The following is a 15,118-nucleotide window of genomic DNA, read 5'->3' on the forward strand; positions in this document are numbered from 1 at the left end:
CGCCGCCTCACGCGCCGACGCGCGCCCAGCGGCCCGTGCGGACGCGGAGGAGCAGGGTCACGGCGCGCGCCGCCATGTACGCGACCGCGAACACGGCCTGCACGGCCGCGACGGCGGCCGCCGGCGCCAGCGGCAGCGCCGCGACGAGGACGAGCAGCGGCACGGCGACGACGAGGTTCGCGAGCCCGACGAGGGCGAGGTATCTGCCGTCGCCCGCGCCGATCAGCACGCCGTCCAGCGCGAACACGACCGCGCCGAGCGGCATCGCGACCGCCAGCACCAGCACGCCGGCCGGCACCGCGGCGAGCACGGCCGCGTCGGCCGTGAAGACCCGGCCGACCACGGGCGCGACCGCCGCGGTGCCGAGCCCGAGGACGACCCCGGCCGCCGCCGAGAGCTCGAGCAGCCGGCGCAGCACGGCCCGCGCCTCCGCCGCGTCCCCCGAGCCGAGGGCGTGCGCGATCAGCGCCTGCCCGGCGATCGCGAGCGCGTCGAGCGCGAGCCAGAGCACGGAGGAGAGGGAGAAGACGACCTGGGTCGCCGCGAGCGCGCTCGTGCCGTGCGCGGTCGCCGCGACCACGGTGCCGACGAGGGCGATGCGGAGCGCGAGCGTGCGGAGCAGCAGCCACCCGCCGGCCCGCGCCGCCCCGACCACCCCGCCGAGCCCGGGTCCGAGCCCGGCGCCCTCCCGCCGCGCCCGCGCCGCGCAGACGGCGGCGAGCACGACGCCCATCGCGGTCTGTGCGAGCACTGTGCCCAGCGCCGAGCCGCGGACCCCGAGCCCGTCGGGGTGGATCAGCAGGGCGTTCAGCACGGCGTTCGCCGCAAACCCTGCGGCCGCCACCACGAGGGGCGTCCGCGCGTCCTGCAGGCCGCGGAGGAACCCGGTCGCCGCGACGACCACGAGCATCCCGGGCAGGCCCCAGACCGCGATGCCGAGCCACGCCGCCGCCGCGGCCGAGGTCGCCGCCGACGCCCCGAACAGCCCGATCAGCGCCGGGCCGCCGACCGCCCCCGCGAGGGCGAGGAGCACCCCGAGCCCCAGCGCGAGCCACAGGCCGTCGACCCCCGCGCGCATCGCCCCCGCCCGGTCGCCCGCGCCGAGCCGCCGCGCCACCGCGGGCGTCGTCGCGTACGCGAGGAACACGAGCAGCCCGACCGCCGTCTGCACGATCGCGCCCGCGACGCCGAGGCCGCCGAGCTGCGCGGCCCCCAGGTGCCCGACGAGGGCGGTGTCCGTCGCGACGAACAGCGGCTCGGCGAGCAGCGCGCCGAGGCTCGGCACCGCGAGCGCGGCGATCGACCGGTCGTGCGGGGAGCGCAGCACGACCACCCGCCGACCGTACCGACCCCGCCGCCCGGTTACGGTTGTCGGCCGTGGCTCTCACCATCGGCATCGTCGGCCTGCCCAACGTCGGCAAGTCGACGCTCTTCAACGCGTTGACGAAGAACACCGTGCTCGCGGCGAACTACCCGTTCGCGACGATCGAGCCGAACGTCGGCGTCGTCGACCTGCCGGACCCGCGGCTCGCCGTGCTCGCCCGGCTGTTCGACTCGAAGAAGGTCGTGCCCGCCGCGGTGTCCTTCGTCGACATCGCCGGGATCGTGAAGGGCGCGAGCGAGGGCGAGGGGCTCGGCAACCAGTTCCTCGCGAACATCCGAGAGGCCGACGCGATCGCCGAGGTCGTGCGCGGGTTCGCCGACCCCGACGTCGTCCACGTCGCGGGCGGCGTCGACCCGGCCGGCGACCTCGAGACGATCGGGACGGAGCTGATCCTCGCCGACCTCCAGACGCTCGAGCGCGCCGAGGCGCGGGTCGAGAAGGAGGTGCGCGGGAAGAAGACCCCGCAGGAGGTGCTCGACACCATCCGCGCCGCGCGGAAGGCGCTCGACGCGGGCACCCGGCTCAGCGCCTCCGGCATCGACACGGCGCCGATCAAGGACCTCGGGCTGCTGACCGCGAAGCCCGTGCTCTACGTCTTCAACGTCGACGAGGCCGTGCTCACCGACGACGCCCGCAAGGCCGCGCTCGCGGCGCTCGTCGCCCCGGCGCCGGCCGTGTTCCTGGACGCGAAGATCGAGAGCGAGCTGATCGACCTCGACCCGGAGGACGCCGCCGAGCTGCTCGCCTCCACGGGCCAGGAGGAGAGCGGGCTCGACCAGCTCGCGCGCATCGGGTTCGACACCCTCGGGCTGCAGACGTACCTGACCGCCGGGCCGGACGAGTCCCGCGCGTGGACGATCCGCCGCGGCGCGCACGCGCCCGAGGCCGCCGGCGTGATCCACACCGACTTCGAGAAGAAGTTCATCAAGGCGGAGGTCATCGGCTTCCAGGACCTCGTCGACGCCGGGTCGATCGCGGAGGCGCGCGCCCGGGGCCGCGCCCGCATCGAGGGCAAGGAGTACGTCATGCAGGACGGCGACGTCGTCGAGTGGCGCCACGGCTGACCCCGCCTGTCGTCGTGCTCACGCTTCTGGACGCGGCATCGCCGCTGCGGCGTCCAGAAGCGTGAGCAGAGCGGTCCTCCGGACCTGCGCGGGGCCTGACGGCCTCCGGTCGGGGCGCAGCCGCGGACGCGGAATCGTGCTGGACTGACGGGATGTCCGACATCGCGGTCGACGCCGCCGCCCCTGCGCGGCTCGGCGTGTTCGACCTGTTCCGGGTCGGGATCGGGCCGTCGAGCTCCCACACGGTCGGCCCGATGCGGGCCGCCGCCGCGTTCGCCGCACGCCTGACCGCCGACGGGGTGCTCGACCGGGTCGCGACGGTCGCGGTCCACCTCCACGGCTCGCTCGCGGCGACCGGGCGCGGGCACGGCACCTTCGAGGCCGTGCTCGCCGGCCTCGCCGGCACCGACCCGGAGACGGTCCTGCCCGAGGAGTACGCGCGGCTGCAGGAGGGGATGGCGGCGACGGGCCTCGTCCCGCTCGACGGCGTCCGCCCCGTGCCGCTGACGGTCGAGGGCCTCGTGCTGCACCCGCTCACCCGGCTGCCGCGCCACGCGAACGGCATGCGGTTCGACGCGTTCGACGCGGGAGGCGCGCTGCTCGCGACCGCGACGGCCTACTCCGTCGGCGGCGGCTTCGTCGAGCTCGAGGGGGAGGCGGCCGCCGCCCCGGACCCGACCCCCGTCCCGCTGCCGTTCCGCACCGCCGCCGAGCTGCTCGAGCACTGCGACCGCGAGGGGATCGGCTTCGCGGCGGTCATGCTGCGCAACGAGGTCGCGACCGCGCCCGAGCAGGAGGTGCGCGACCGGCTGCTCGCGATCCACGCCGTGATGACCGCGTCCGTCGCCTCGAGCGCGGCGCGCGGCGGCGAGCTGCCGGGCGGCCTCCACGTGCGGCGGCGGGCCGGTGCCTGGCTCGCGCGGCTCGAGGAGGAGGACCCGGACCGCGGCCCGGCGCGCTGGCAGGAGCGGGTGAACTTCGTCGCGCTCGCCGTGAACGAGGAGAACGCGTCGGGCGGCCGCATCGTGACCGCGCCGACCAACGGCGCGGCCGGCATCGTGCCCGCCGTCCTCGCCTACGCGCTCGACCAGGTGCCGGGGGTCCGGGACGGGGATGCGGCTGCGCGCGACGACGCCGTCGTCCGCTTCCTGCTCGCCGCCGGCGCGGTCGGGGTGCTGCTGAAGCGGGGCGCCTCCATCTCCGGCGCGGAGGTCGGCTGCCAGGGCGAGGTCGGCTCCGCCGCCTCGATGGCCGCCGCGGGTCTCGCCGAGGTGCTCGGCGGCACGCCGCGGCAGGTCGAGAACGCGGCGGAGATCGCGATGGAGCACCACCTCGGCCTCACCTGCGACCCGGTCGGCGGCCTCGTCCAGATCCCGTGCATCGAGCGCAACGCGATCGCCGCGGCCCGCGCGGTGAACGCCGCGACGATGGCGCTGTGGGGCGACGGCCGGCACGCGGTCTCGCTCGACCAGGTCATCGCGACGATGCGCGAGACGGGCGCCGACATGCTCGACAAGTACAAGGAGACCGCGCTCGGCGGCCTCGCCGTCAACGTCGTGGAGTGCTGACGCGAGGAACGCCCCGAGCGGAGCGGTCGTGGCCACGCGCCGGTGTGCGCACGCGAACGGCGTCGCGTGCACGCCGGAGGCGTGTCGCGGCTCCCGGCTCGTTCCCTGCACATCCGGAGGCCGTCCTCTCCGTACGTCCGGGCCAGAATCGGCCGGCTCGCGGCGTCGTCCCGGGCGATCCGCCCCGGACGGCCGGCGACCGGATCGGGCTCCCGTGCACACGGAGAACCGTGGTTGCCTTGACGCGATGAACGCGCTCCCGATGTTCCCGCTCGGCTCGGTGCTGCTGCCGCACATGCCGCTGCCGCTCCGGGTCTTCGAGCCGCGCTACCTCGCGATGCTGCGGGACATCCTCGCCGACGAGCCGAGCGAGTTCGGCGTGACCCTCATCGAGCGCGGCCAGGAGGTCGGCGGCGGCGACGTGCGCACCGACATCGGCACGGTCGCGCAGATCGGCAGCCTCGACACGTCCGGCGAGTCGATCCTGCTCATCGCGCAGGGCGTCCGGCGCATCCGCGTGGACCGCTGGCTCGACGACGCGCCGTACCCGCGCGCCGAGGTGTCGGACCTCCCGGACCCCGAGTGGTCGGAGGACCTGGCGCCGATGCTCGAGCGCGCCGACCGGCTCGTCCGCAGCGTGCTGAAGCTCGCGGAGGAGACGGGGGCCGAGCTGCGCTGGCCGCCCGACATCGGCCTCGACGACGACCCCGCCGCGGCGGCGTGGCAGCTCGCCGCGATCGCGCCCTTCGGGCCCCTCGACCAGCTCGACCTCCTCCGGTCCACCTCCATCGAGCGGCTGCTCTCCCGCACCATCGACCTCGCCGAGGACGCCCACACCATCTACAGCGCCTAGCCCCTGTGCGGTGCCGGACCGCCCGGTAGAGTCGGCGGCACAACCGAACACACCGGCCGAACGGCCGATGCGGGAGAGCCGGCGCAGCGGGACATCGCTGCGCCGGCACCGTAGGAGCAACCGCCCCGGAATCTCTCAGGTCCACGCACCGCATCGAGCAGGCCGCTCTGGAGAGCGGAGCAGCGTCCTCGCGGGCGCGGGCTCCCGCCGACGGGGAAAGGGCTGCGCGCGGCCCGAATCTCTCAGGCACGAGAACAGAGGGGGAGCTCCACCCGGGCCGGCGCCGCCGGTCCGGCGACGACGCCCGAGGAGTCCGCGTGACCGATCCGAGCCCTCGCCGCTCCCCGCTGCACGACGTGCACGCGGCCGCCGGCGCCGCCTTCACCGAGTTCGGCGGCTGGACGATGCCGCTGCGCTACTCGGGCGACCTCGCGGAGCACGCCGCCGTGCGCCGCGCCGCCGGGCTGTTCGACCTGTCGCACATGGCGGAGATCCTGGTGCTCGGCCCGGGCGCCGCCGACGCGCTCGACGCCGCGCTGCTCGGCGAGCTGTCGACGGTCGCGGTCGGCCGGGCGAAGTACACGCTGCTGCTGAACGGCGAGGGCGGCGTGGTCGACGACCTCGTGGTCTACCGCACCGGCGAGGACCGCTACCTCGTCGTCGCGAACGCGGCGAACCGCGACGTCGTCGTCGACCGGCTCCGCGACCGCGTCGTCGGCTTCGACGCGGCGGTGCAGGACGAGACGGACGAGGTCGGCCTGATCGCGATCCAGGGCCCGCGCGCGGAGGAGATCCTGCTCGAGGTCCCCGCGTTCGCGGTCGCGGACGACGCCGACCCGACCGAGCAGCACTTCCGGGAGTCGATCGCGGCCCTCCGGGGCTACCGCTTCCTCCGCGCCCTCTGGGACGGCCACCCCGTGCTCGTCGCCCGCACCGGCTATACCGGCGAGGACGGGTTCGAGCTGTACGCCGCGCCCGAGCTCCTCCCGCGCCTCTGGACCGTGCTGATGGACCTCGGCCGAGGCGCCGGCCTCGTGCCCGCGGGCCTCGCCGCACGCGACACGCTGCGCCTGGAGGCGGGCATGCCGCTGTACGGGCACGAGCTCACCCCGCTCACGACGCCGCAGCAGGCCGGCCTCGGCCGCCTCGTGCGCCGCGACAAGGCGGCGGACTACGTGGGCCGGGCCGCCGTCGAGGCGCCGGAGGCGGAGGGCGAGCGCGTGCTCGTCGGCCTCGCCGCCGAGGGCCGCCGCGCGGCCCGCGCCGGCTACCCGGTGCTCGCGGGCGACCGCGAGGTCGGCGTCGTCACGAGCGGCGTCCTCAGCCCGACCCTCGGCCACCCCGTCGCGATGGCCTACGTCGACCGCCCCGCGACCGGCGAGGAGCTCGCCGTCGACGTCCGCGGCTCCCGGCTCCCCGTCACGACCGTCCCGCTGCCCTTCTACTCCCGAAAGGCCTGACCATGGCGAACGCAGAGGACCTGCAGTACACGGCCGACCACGAGTGGGTGTCCGCCGACGGCGACATCGCCACGGTCGGCATCACCGGCTACGCGGCCGAGCAGCTGGGCGACATCGTGTTCGTCGACCTGCCCTCGGTCGGCGACGCCGTCGAGGCCGGCCAGGTGATCGGCGAGCTCGAGTCGACGAAGTCCGTCGGGGAGCTGTTCTGCCCCGTCAGCGGCACGGTCACCGAGGTGAACGAGGAGCTCGCCGCCGCCCCCGAGATCGTCAACAGCGACCCGACCGGCGCCGGCTGGCTGCTCAAGGTGCAGGTCGCGGAGCTGCCCGAGCTGCTCGACAAGGCCGCCTACGACGCCCTGACGGGAGCCGCATGACCATCCAGCCCTTCGAGGACCTCAGGACGACGCAGCCTCAGGACGCCGCCGACCTCGCCGTCCGCCCGGCGCTCGGCGCGCCCGACGCGTTCCGGCGCCGTCACATCGGCACCACCGCCGACGCGCAGGAGCGCATGCTCGCCGCGGTCGGCGTCGCCTCCACCGACGAGCTGATGGCCCGGGCCGTGCCCGCCGCGATCCGCCAGGACGAGGACCTCGTCACGGGCCTCCCGCCCGCGGCCTCGGAGCGCGAGGCGCTCGCGGAGCTCCGCCGCCTCGCGGCCAGGAACACCGTGCGCACGTCGCTCATCGGCCTCGGCTACTCCGGCACGGTCACGCCGGCGGTGATCCAGCGGAACGTGCTCGAGAACCCCTCCTGGTACACGGCCTACACGCCGTACCAGCCGGAGATCTCGCAGGGCCGGCTCGAGGCGCTGCTGAACTTCCAGACCGCGGTCGCGGACCTGACCGGCCTCACGACGGCGAACGCGTCGATGCTCGACGAGGCGACCGCGGTCGTGGAGGGCATGCTCCTCGCCCGTCGTGCCTCCCGCGCCCGCACGGCCCGCTTCGTGGTGGACGCGGACGCGCTGCCGCAGACGAAGGCCGTGCTCGCCGGCCGGGCGGAGGCGGTCGGCATCGAGCTGCTCGAGGCCGACCTCGCCGGCGACGGGCTGCCGGAGGGCGACCTGTTCGGCGTGCTCGTGCAGTACCCGGGCGCCTCCGGGCGCGTGTGGGACCCGACCGCCGTGATCGAGGCCGCGAAGGCGCGGGGCGCGCTCGCGGCCGTCGCGGCCGACCTGCTCGCGATGACGCTGCTGACCCCGCCGGGGGAGCTCGGCGCCGACGTCGCGGTCGGCTCCAGCCAGCGCTTCGGCGTGCCGATGGCGATGGGCGGCCCGCACGCCGGCTTCATGGCCGTGCGCGCCGGGCTCGAGCGCCAGCTGCCCGGCCGCCTCGTCGGGGTGTCGAAGGACGCCGACGGCGCGCCCGCCTACCGGCTCAGCCTGCAGGCGCGCGAGCAGCACATCCGCCGCGAGAAGGCGACGAGCAACATCTGCACCGCGCAGGTGCTGCTCGCCGTCATGGCCTCGATGTACGCCGTCTACCACGGGCCGGCCGGGCTCAAGCGGATCGCGGAGCACGTGCACGCCACGGCGTCGCGCGCGGCCTCGATGCTGCGCGCGGCGGGCGCCCGGGTGCACGAGCAGCCGTTCTTCGACACGATCCTGGTCGACGTGGCCGACGCGGACGCGGCGCTCGCCGCGGCCCGCGACCGCGGGCTGTGGCTCCGGCGCGTCGACGCCGGCACCGTCGGCGCGTCCTTCGACGAGACGACCGACGACGCCGTCGTGGGGGTGCTGGTCGAGGTGCTCGCCGACGGGCGCGGCGGGGAGCCCGTGTTCGTCGCCGGTGGCGCCGCCACGCTGCCCGTGCAGCTGCTGCGCACCTCCGAGTACCTCGCCCACCCGGTGTTCAACTCGTTCCATTCCGAGACCGGCATGATGCGGTACCTCAAGTACCTGGCCGACCTCGACTACGCGCTCGACCGCGGCATGATCCCGCTCGGCTCCTGCACGATGAAGCTCAACGCGGCGACGGAGATGGCCGCCGTGACCTGGCCGGAGTTCGGGGACCTGCACCCGTTCGCGCCGGCGGAGGACGTCGCCGGCTCGCTCGAGCTGATCGGGCAGCTGGAGTCCTGGCTCGCCGACCTGACCGGGTACGACGCCGTCAGCCTGCAGCCGAACGCGGGCAGCCAGGGCGAGCTCGCGGGCCTGCTCGCGATCCGCGGGTACCACCGCGCGAACGGCGACGACGCGCGCACCGTGTGCCTCATCCCGTCGTCCGCCCACGGCACGAACGCGGCCTCCGCGGTCCTCGCCGGGCTGAAGGTGGTCGTCGTCGCGTGCGACGAGCTCGGGAACGTCGACCTCGACGACCTGCGCGCGAAGGTCGCGACCCACGCGGACGAGCTCGCCGCGCTGATGATCACGTACCCGTCGACGCACGGCGTCTACGAGCACGAGGTGCGGGCGGTCACCGACGCGGTGCACGCCGCGGGCGGGCAGGTCTACATCGACGGCGCGAACCTCAACGCGCTCGTCGGGCGGGCGCGGTTCGGCGACTTCGGCGGCGACGTCAGCCACCTGAACCTGCACAAGACGTTCTGCATCCCGCACGGCGGCGGCGGGCCCGGCGTGGGGCCGGTGGCGGCGAAGGCGCACCTGGCGCCGCACCTGCCGTCGCACCCGTTCGCGCAGGAGGCGCCGGAGGGCGTCCGCGGTCCGGGCCGGTTCGGCGGCACCCCGGTGTCGGCGGCGCCGTTCGGGTCGCCGGGCATCCTGCCGATCTCGTGGTCCTACGTGCGGATGATGGGCGCAGACGGGCTCCGCGAGGCGACGGACGCGGCGGTGCTCGCCGCGAACTACGTCGCGGCGCGCCTCGGCGACGCCTACCCGGTGCTCTACCGGGGCGACGGCGGCCTCGTCGCGCACGAGTGCATCCTCGACCTCCGGCCCCTCACCGCGGAGACCGGGGTCACGGTCGACGACGTCGCGAAGCGGCTGATCGACCACGGGTTCCACGCCCCGACGATGTCGTTCCCGGTGCCGGGCACGCTCATGGTCGAGCCGACCGAGAGCGAGGACCTCGGCGAGATCGACCGGTTCGTCGACGCGATGCTCGCCATCCGCGCGGAGGCGGACCGGGTCGGCTCCGGGGAGTGGCCGGCGGACGACAACCCGCTGCGGAACGCGCCGCACACGGCGCGCGCCGTCACCGACACGGTCTGGCCGCACGCGTACTCGCGCGAGGTCGCGGCCTACCCGTTCGAGTCGTCCCGCCACGGGGAGGCGCGGCTGCGCTCGGTCCGCGGCAAGTACTGGCCGCCGGTCCGCCGGATCGACCAGGCGTACGGCGACCGCAACCTCGTCTGCGCCTGCCCGCCGCCGGGAGCGTTCGAGGACTGACCCGCCGCCGCGGGGCCCGGCACGGCGAGCGCCGTGCCGGGCCCCGGCTCGGGCCGAGCACGGCGCGGCGCGGGCGGCTCAGGCGAGCGGGGTGACGGTCTTCCGCTCGGAGTCCCAGAGGCGCGCGCCGGTGAACCGGCAGGGGAGCGGCTCCACGTCGAGGAGGCCGAGGGCGTCGCCGAGCCGCTCCGCGGGCACGCGCCGGGCGAGGCTCACGTGCGGCGTCCACGCGTCGGGCGCCGTCTGCTCGTGCACGGGCGCGTCCGGCGCGTGCAGCCGCAGCGCGCGGTGGACCGCCGCGTGCAGGGTCAGCAGGGGACGGCTCGGCACGACCTGCCGCGTCAGCACCCAGCGGTGGCGGTGGCCGCCGAAGAGCACGGGCGACCCGACCACCGCGGCGAGCCCGCCGGCGCCGAGGCCCCAGCCCTCGAAGACCGCCCGCAGCGCCGCCTCCGCCGCGGGGAAGCCCTGCTCCTCGGTCACCGCGACCGTCACGTGCGGCCGGTTGGACTCGCCGGAGTGGGTCGCGAGGCTCGGCAGCCCGGCGTCCGCCAGCGCCGTCCAGGCGGCGCGCAGCACGCCCTCCGCCGCGTCGTCGAGCAGCAGCTCGATGCTCTGGACCACCCGGCGAACGCTACGCGGAGCCGCCGACAGCGTCCCCGATGCGGGCGTCCGGGGCGTCGACGCGCGACAGCTGCAGCTGCGTCTCCACCTCGCGGAAGCCGAGGCGCCGGTAGAGCCCGATCGCGGGCCCCGCGCGGTCCGCGACGATGACGGCGGTGCCGCAGGCGAGGGCCTCGCGGGCGACCCGCAGGCCCGCTGCGACGACCGCGCCCGCGTGCCCGCGCCGCCGGTGGGCGACGGCGGTCTGCACGTCCTGGAAGCGGGCGACGCCGGGCAGCGCGGCGGCGACGCCCGCGGTGGCGACCACGCGCCCCTCGACCTCCACCCCGAGCCAGACCGCGCGGCCCCGCTCGACGAGCCCGCGCTGGTCCTCCGTACGGCGACGGGTGAACTCGACGTGCTCCTCGTCCGGCGCCTCGGCGAGCTCGAGCGCGATCGCGGTGACCGCCGCCCAGTCGTCGTCGGAGGCGAGCGGGCGGACGCCCGTGGCAGGCACGGGCGCGGGACCCTGCGACGTCAGGACCGCCAGGCGCTCGACCTCGAACCCGGCGGAGCGCCACGCGCCCTCGTCGAGCGCCGGGTGCGCGTCGTCGACGCCGATCGTCGTGAACCCGGCGCCCGGGAAGGCGGCCGCGTGCTCGCGGACGCGCGCCGCCGGGTCGCCCGCGGCGGGCACGAGCAGGAAGCTGCCCCAGCGGTACGCGGGGTTCCCCGGTGTCCTGACCACGAGCGCGTCGCCGGTCGGGGCCGCCTCCGAGCCCTCCGCCGTCCGCAGCGCCACGTCGGTCGCGAAGGCGAGCGACCGGGTCACGGCAGCAGGCCCGGCGCGAGCTGCCGCAGCACGTCGTAGCCGATGAAGCTCACGAGGTCGAGCACGAAGTGCGCGACGAGGAGCGGGCCGAGGCGGCCCCAGCGCCGGTACACGAGCACGAAGACGACGCCCATCACCGCGTTCCCGACGAACCCGCCGAAGCCCTGGTAGAGGTGGTACGAGCCCCGCAGCAGCGCGCTGGTGAGCAGGACCGCCCACGGTCGCCAGCCCTTCGCGTCGAGCCGGTCCACGAGGAAGGCGACGACGATCACCTCCTCCTGCACCGCGGCGCGCGCCGCGGAGAGGACGAGGACCGGCACGGCGTACCACTGGGGCCCGATCCCGGAGGTGTCGACGTTGAGGTTGAGGCCGAGCGCGACCGCGCCGAAGTAGAGCGCGAGCCCGGGCACGCCGATGCACGCCGCGAGGAGCACGCCCCCGCCGACGTCGAAGCCGGGGCGCCGCAGGTCGAGGCCCGTGCGCCGGAGCACGCCGGGGCCCATCAGGTAGAACGCGAGCAGCACCGGCACGAGCGGGAACGCGATCGCGAGCAGCTGCTCGACCAGGTCGAACACCGCGCGGTCGTTCTGCTGCGGGTTCAGCGTCTGCACCTGGCGGTTCAGCGGGCCCCGGGTGAGGGAGTCGGCGAGCGACAGGACCGAGTAGACCGCGGACTGGCCGAGGCTCACGCCGAGCACGAGGAGCACGTCGACGCCGGGCCGCGCGGGTCGGAGCGCCGCCGCGGCGCCGGGTGGACGGGCGGTGTCGGTCATGCTGCGCGCAGGTGGACGAGGCCAACGGAACCGCGCGCAGGCGCAACAGCGTTGCGTGCGACACTGTCGGAGGGCAACGGACCGCCCGGATCGCGCAGCGATGCGACGTGGACCATTTCCGACATGTAACGAATTCTTCACCGGTTTTGTCGGTGCCCCCGGCGTACGTACGATTCCTGCGTCCCCATCCGGGGGCGCGGCGACGTATGCCGCGACGAGCGTCCTCGGGAGGGCAAGGCGTGTCACTGAGCGGACCGACCGAGTTCGAGGCCGTCGCGGCCGACGACGGACTCGCCGGCTCCGGCCTCCAGGGCGACGGCAACCCGGCGCCGGACGCGACGGCCCCCGGCATCGCCGGCCGGTCCCTGTGGGCCATCGCCTGGCGGCGGCTCCGCCGCGACAAGCTCGCGCTCGCCGGCGGCGTCGTGATCGTGCTGTTCATCCTCGCCGCGGTCTTCGCGGACCCGCTGGCGGCGCTGTACCTGAACATCGTCGGGCGGGGGAGCGAGACCTTCGCGACGGCGCACAACACGCCGCCGAGGAACGTGCTGGACGAGCTGACGCTGCTCCCGGTGGGCGCGTTCAGCGGCGCGAGCGCGAAGTTCTGGCTCGGCGTGACGCCGCAGGCCGGGCTCGACATCCTCACGAACCTGCTCTACGGCGCACGCACCTCGCTCGTCATCGCGGGCCTCGCGACCGCCCTCTCCCTCGTGCTCGGCGTCCTCGCCGGCGTGATCGCGGGGTTCTACCGCGGCTGGATCGACGGGGTCCTGTCGCGGATCATGGACGTGCTGCTGTCGTTCCCGACGCTGCTCTTCTCGCTCGCGCTCGTCTCCGTGTCGAGCATCATCACGACGTCGTCCTTCGCGCGGTACGCCGTGATCGTCTTCGTCCTCGGATTCTTCTCGTTCCCCTACATCGGCCGCATCGTCCGCGGTCAGGTGCTCTCGCTGCGCGAGAAGGAGTTCGTGGAGGCCGCCCGCAGCCTCGGCGCCGGCAACGCGCGGATCATGTTCCGCGAGATCGCGCCGAACCTCGTCGGGCCGATCCTCGTCTACACGACGCTCGCGATCCCGAACAACATCCTCGGCGAGGCGGGCCTGTCGTTCCTCGGCGTCGGCGTCGTGCCGCCGACGCCCTCCTGGGGCCAGATGCTGTCCGACGCGGGCGGCTTCATCCAGGTCGACCCCTTCTACATCTTCCTGCCGGGCCTCGCGATCTTCATCACGGTGCTCGCCTTCAACCTCTTCGGCGACGGGCTGCGCGACGCGCTCGACCCCAAGGCGCGTCGATGAGGACCCTCCACACCGGCGCCGCAGGCGCCCTCCGATCGTGCGGTCGCGGCGACCTCGTCGCCGACGTCCGCCGGGCCGTTCCGGCCGAACCGACGGGCGGTCGCACCGCCGCCCGACACAGCACACAGAGCGAGAGGACATCTCGATGAGGTTCAGAAGGAAGACGCTCGGCATCGCCGGCGTCGCCGTCGCGGGGGCACTGCTCCTCGCCGGCTGCTCCACGGGCGGCAGCGGCAACACGAACGGCAACGGCGGCAGCTCGGCCGCGACGACGGGCTTCAACGCCGCCGTCGACAAGGTCATCAACCCGTCCACGAAGAAGGGCGGCACGCTGAAGCTGGCCTCGACGGACGACTGCGACTCGTGGGACCCGGCGCGCACCTACTACGGCTGGTGCCTCAACATGCAGCGCCTCCAGAGCCGGACGCTCGTGAACTACTCGAAGGTCAACGGCACGAAGTTCACCCTCGCGCCCGACCTCGCGACGGACCTCGGCTCGCACAACGCGGACTACACCGAGTGGACGTACACGCTGAAGGACGGCCTGAAGTTCTCCGACGGCTCCGCCATCACGGCGCAGGACGTCAAGTACGCGGTCGAGCGCTCCTACGCGACCGACGTCATCACCGGCGGCCCGGGCTTCTACTTCACGGCGATCATCGACGCGCCGTCGTCGTACAAGGGCCCGTACAAGAGCGGCGACCTGCCCAGCTCGGCCATCGAGGTCTCCGGGAACAAGATCACCTTCCACCTGAAGAAGGCGTTCGCGGACTTCAACTACCTGCTCGCGCTGCCGACGTCGGCCCCGGTCCCGAAGGCCAAGGACACCGGCGCGAACTACACGAAGCAGCCCGTCGCCTCCGGTCCGTTCGTCATCTCGGCGTACACCCCGAAGAAGTCGGTCACGTTCACGCGCAACAAGTACTGGACGCAGTCGACCGACGACATCCGCAAGCCGCTGGCCGACGAGATCGACCTGACGATCAACAGCAACAGCGACGACATCGACAACCAGCTGCGCACCGGCGCCCTCGACGCGCGCATGGACACGGCGGTCAACCCGACGTTCCAGTCGCAGATCCTCACGCAGCCGAAGCTCAAGGCCAACGCCGACAACCCGGCCGGCCCGACGACGCGGTACACCGCGATCGCCACGAGCGTCGCGCCGTTCGACAACATCCACTGCCGCAAGGCCGTGTTCTACGCGTGGGACAAGGCGGCCGGCCTGGCCGTCGCGGGCGGCGCCGCCGCCGGCAAGATCGCGTACTCCGCGACCCCTCCCGGCATCCTCGGCTACGACCCGTCGTACAACCCCTACCCGTCCGGCAAGGACAACACGGGTGACGTGACCAAGGCCAAGGAGGAGCTGAAGGCCTGCGGCAAGCCGAACGGCTTCTCGACGAAGTACGCCTACTCCACGCCGGACGTGACGAACGGCAAGGCGTTCGCCGCGGTCAAGGCGGCCCTCGGCCGCGTCGGCATCCAGGTCTCGCCCGCCACGGCGAGCGCGGCCGACTACTACGCGACGTTCGTCGGTTCGCCGAACAACGTGAAGAACCAGGGTCTCGGCCTCATCGCCGCGGGCTGGGGCGCGGACTTCCCGACGCCGTACGGCATGTTCCAGAACATCGTCAACGGCGGCGCGATCCTGCCCCAGGGCAACAGCAACTACGCGTCGATCAACATCCCCGAGGTCAACAAGATCCTCGACGACACGGGGACCCCGTCGACGCAGGAGTCCGGCGAGAAGCTGAACCACGCCCTCATGGAGGGTGCGCAGTTCCTCCCGACGCGCTACGCCGCGGACCTCTGGTACCGCAACCCCCGCATGACCAACGTGACCGCCAACAACGCGCTCGGTTTCGGCGCGTACGACGTGGTCAACGTCGGCGTCAGCGACGGGAAGTGACGCTGACGCGTCACCCCGTCCTCCCCTG

At 74.4% G+C, this 15,118-nt stretch carries 12 protein-coding genes and 2 riboswitches; of the genes, 8 read left to right on the top strand and 4 right to left on the bottom strand.

What is annotated here, in order from left to right:
* Positions 1–7: 7 nt before the first annotated feature.
* Positions 8–1,333 carry an MATE family efflux transporter gene (locus D1781_RS05890; RefSeq protein ID WP_233551035.1) on the bottom strand — a complete coding sequence of 442 codons (1,326 nt, stop codon included), beginning with the start codon at positions 1,331–1,333 and terminating at the stop codon, positions 8–10.
* Positions 1,334–1,377: 44 nt separating this feature from the next.
* Here D1781_RS05890 and ychF point away from each other — a divergent pair, with 44 nt between their 5' ends.
* From ychF to gcvP, 6 genes are all read left to right on the top strand, one after another.
* Positions 1,378–2,448, top strand: coding sequence for a redox-regulated ATPase YchF (ychF, locus tag D1781_RS05895; RefSeq protein ID WP_119481277.1), 1,071 nt, complete (start codon positions 1,378–1,380; stop codon positions 2,446–2,448).
* A gap of 152 nt (positions 2,449–2,600) precedes the next feature.
* Entirely contained in the window at positions 2,601–4,016 is a 1,416-nt protein-coding gene (locus D1781_RS05900) for an L-serine ammonia-lyase (RefSeq protein ID WP_119481278.1), read from the top strand.
* A gap of 247 nt (positions 4,017–4,263) precedes the next feature.
* On the top strand, positions 4,264–4,869 hold the full coding sequence (locus D1781_RS05905; RefSeq protein ID WP_199706402.1) for an LON peptidase substrate-binding domain-containing protein: 606 nt from the start codon (positions 4,264–4,266) through the stop codon (positions 4,867–4,869).
* A gap of 60 nt (positions 4,870–4,929) precedes the next feature.
* Positions 4,930–5,030, top strand: a riboswitch (glycine riboswitch).
* A gap of 4 nt (positions 5,031–5,034) precedes the next feature.
* A riboswitch (glycine riboswitch) is annotated at positions 5,035–5,129 on the top strand.
* Between the two features lie 57 nt (positions 5,130–5,186).
* The gene (gene gcvT / locus D1781_RS05910; protein WP_119481279.1) at positions 5,187–6,329 is read left to right on the top strand and encodes a glycine cleavage system aminomethyltransferase GcvT; all 1,143 of its coding nucleotides are present in this window, start codon (positions 5,187–5,189) and stop codon (positions 6,327–6,329) included.
* Between the two features lie 2 nt (positions 6,330–6,331).
* Positions 6,332–6,706, top strand: coding sequence for a glycine cleavage system protein GcvH (gene gcvH / locus D1781_RS05915; RefSeq protein WP_119481280.1), 375 nt, complete (start codon positions 6,332–6,334; stop codon positions 6,704–6,706).
* Positions 6,703–9,678 (top strand): aminomethyl-transferring glycine dehydrogenase, encoded by a 2,976-nt coding sequence (gcvP, locus tag D1781_RS05920; protein WP_119481281.1) that lies wholly within the window; start codon positions 6,703–6,705, stop codon positions 9,676–9,678. The genes gcvH and gcvP overlap by 4 nt, the downstream gene beginning before the upstream one ends.
* Before the next feature lie 78 nt (positions 9,679–9,756).
* Here gcvP and D1781_RS05925 read toward each other — a convergent pair whose 3' ends face one another.
* Genes D1781_RS05925 through D1781_RS05935 form a run of 3 tightly spaced genes read right to left on the bottom strand, consistent with a single transcriptional unit; the run spans position 9,757 to position 11,886 of the window.
* Entirely contained in the window at positions 9,757–10,302 is a 546-nt protein-coding gene (locus D1781_RS05925; RefSeq protein WP_158590015.1) for a 2'-5' RNA ligase family protein, read from the bottom strand.
* Positions 10,303–10,312: 10 nt separating this feature from the next.
* Positions 10,313–11,113 carry a GNAT family N-acetyltransferase gene (locus D1781_RS05930; RefSeq protein ID WP_158590016.1) on the bottom strand — a complete coding sequence of 267 codons (801 nt, stop codon included), beginning with the start codon at positions 11,111–11,113 and terminating at the stop codon, positions 10,313–10,315.
* A complete protein-coding gene (locus tag D1781_RS05935) occupies positions 11,110–11,886 on the bottom strand; it encodes a CPBP family intramembrane glutamic endopeptidase (protein ID WP_119481284.1) in 777 nt (258 codons plus the stop codon). Before D1781_RS05935 ends, D1781_RS05930 begins: the two co-directional genes overlap by 4 nt.
* Positions 11,887–12,125: 239 nt before the next feature.
* Here D1781_RS05935 and D1781_RS05940 point away from each other — a divergent pair, with 239 nt between their 5' ends.
* The gene (locus D1781_RS05940) at positions 12,126–13,181 is read left to right on the top strand and encodes an ABC transporter permease (RefSeq protein ID WP_233551037.1); all 1,056 of its coding nucleotides are present in this window, start codon (positions 12,126–12,128) and stop codon (positions 13,179–13,181) included.
* Positions 13,182–13,326: 145 nt separating this feature from the next.
* Positions 13,327–15,090: an ABC transporter substrate-binding protein gene (locus D1781_RS05945; RefSeq protein ID WP_119481286.1), complete on the top strand. Its 1,764-nt coding sequence runs from the start codon at positions 13,327–13,329 to the stop codon at positions 15,088–15,090.
* Positions 15,091–15,118 lie beyond the last annotated feature (28 nt).

The organism is Amnibacterium setariae, assembly GCF_003581425.1.
Taxonomy (GTDB): Bacteria; Actinomycetota; Actinomycetes; order Actinomycetales; family Microbacteriaceae; genus Amnibacterium; species Amnibacterium setariae.

Coding starts and splice junctions, on each gene's coding strand:
- D1781_RS05935 (WP_119481284.1), bottom strand. CDS start 11,886: ATGACCGACACCGCCCGTCCACCCGGCGCCGCGGCGGCGCTCCGACCC.
- D1781_RS05900 (WP_119481278.1), top strand. CDS start 2,601: ATGTCCGACATCGCGGTCGACGCCGCCGCCCCTGCGCGGCTCGGCGTG.
- gcvH (WP_119481280.1), top strand. CDS start 6,332: ATGGCGAACGCAGAGGACCTGCAGTACACGGCCGACCACGAGTGGGTG.
- gcvP (WP_119481281.1), top strand. CDS start 6,703: ATGACCATCCAGCCCTTCGAGGACCTCAGGACGACGCAGCCTCAGGAC.
- D1781_RS05945 (WP_119481286.1), top strand. CDS start 13,327: ATGAGGTTCAGAAGGAAGACGCTCGGCATCGCCGGCGTCGCCGTCGCG.
- D1781_RS05905 (WP_199706402.1), top strand. CDS start 4,264: ATGAACGCGCTCCCGATGTTCCCGCTCGGCTCGGTGCTGCTGCCGCAC.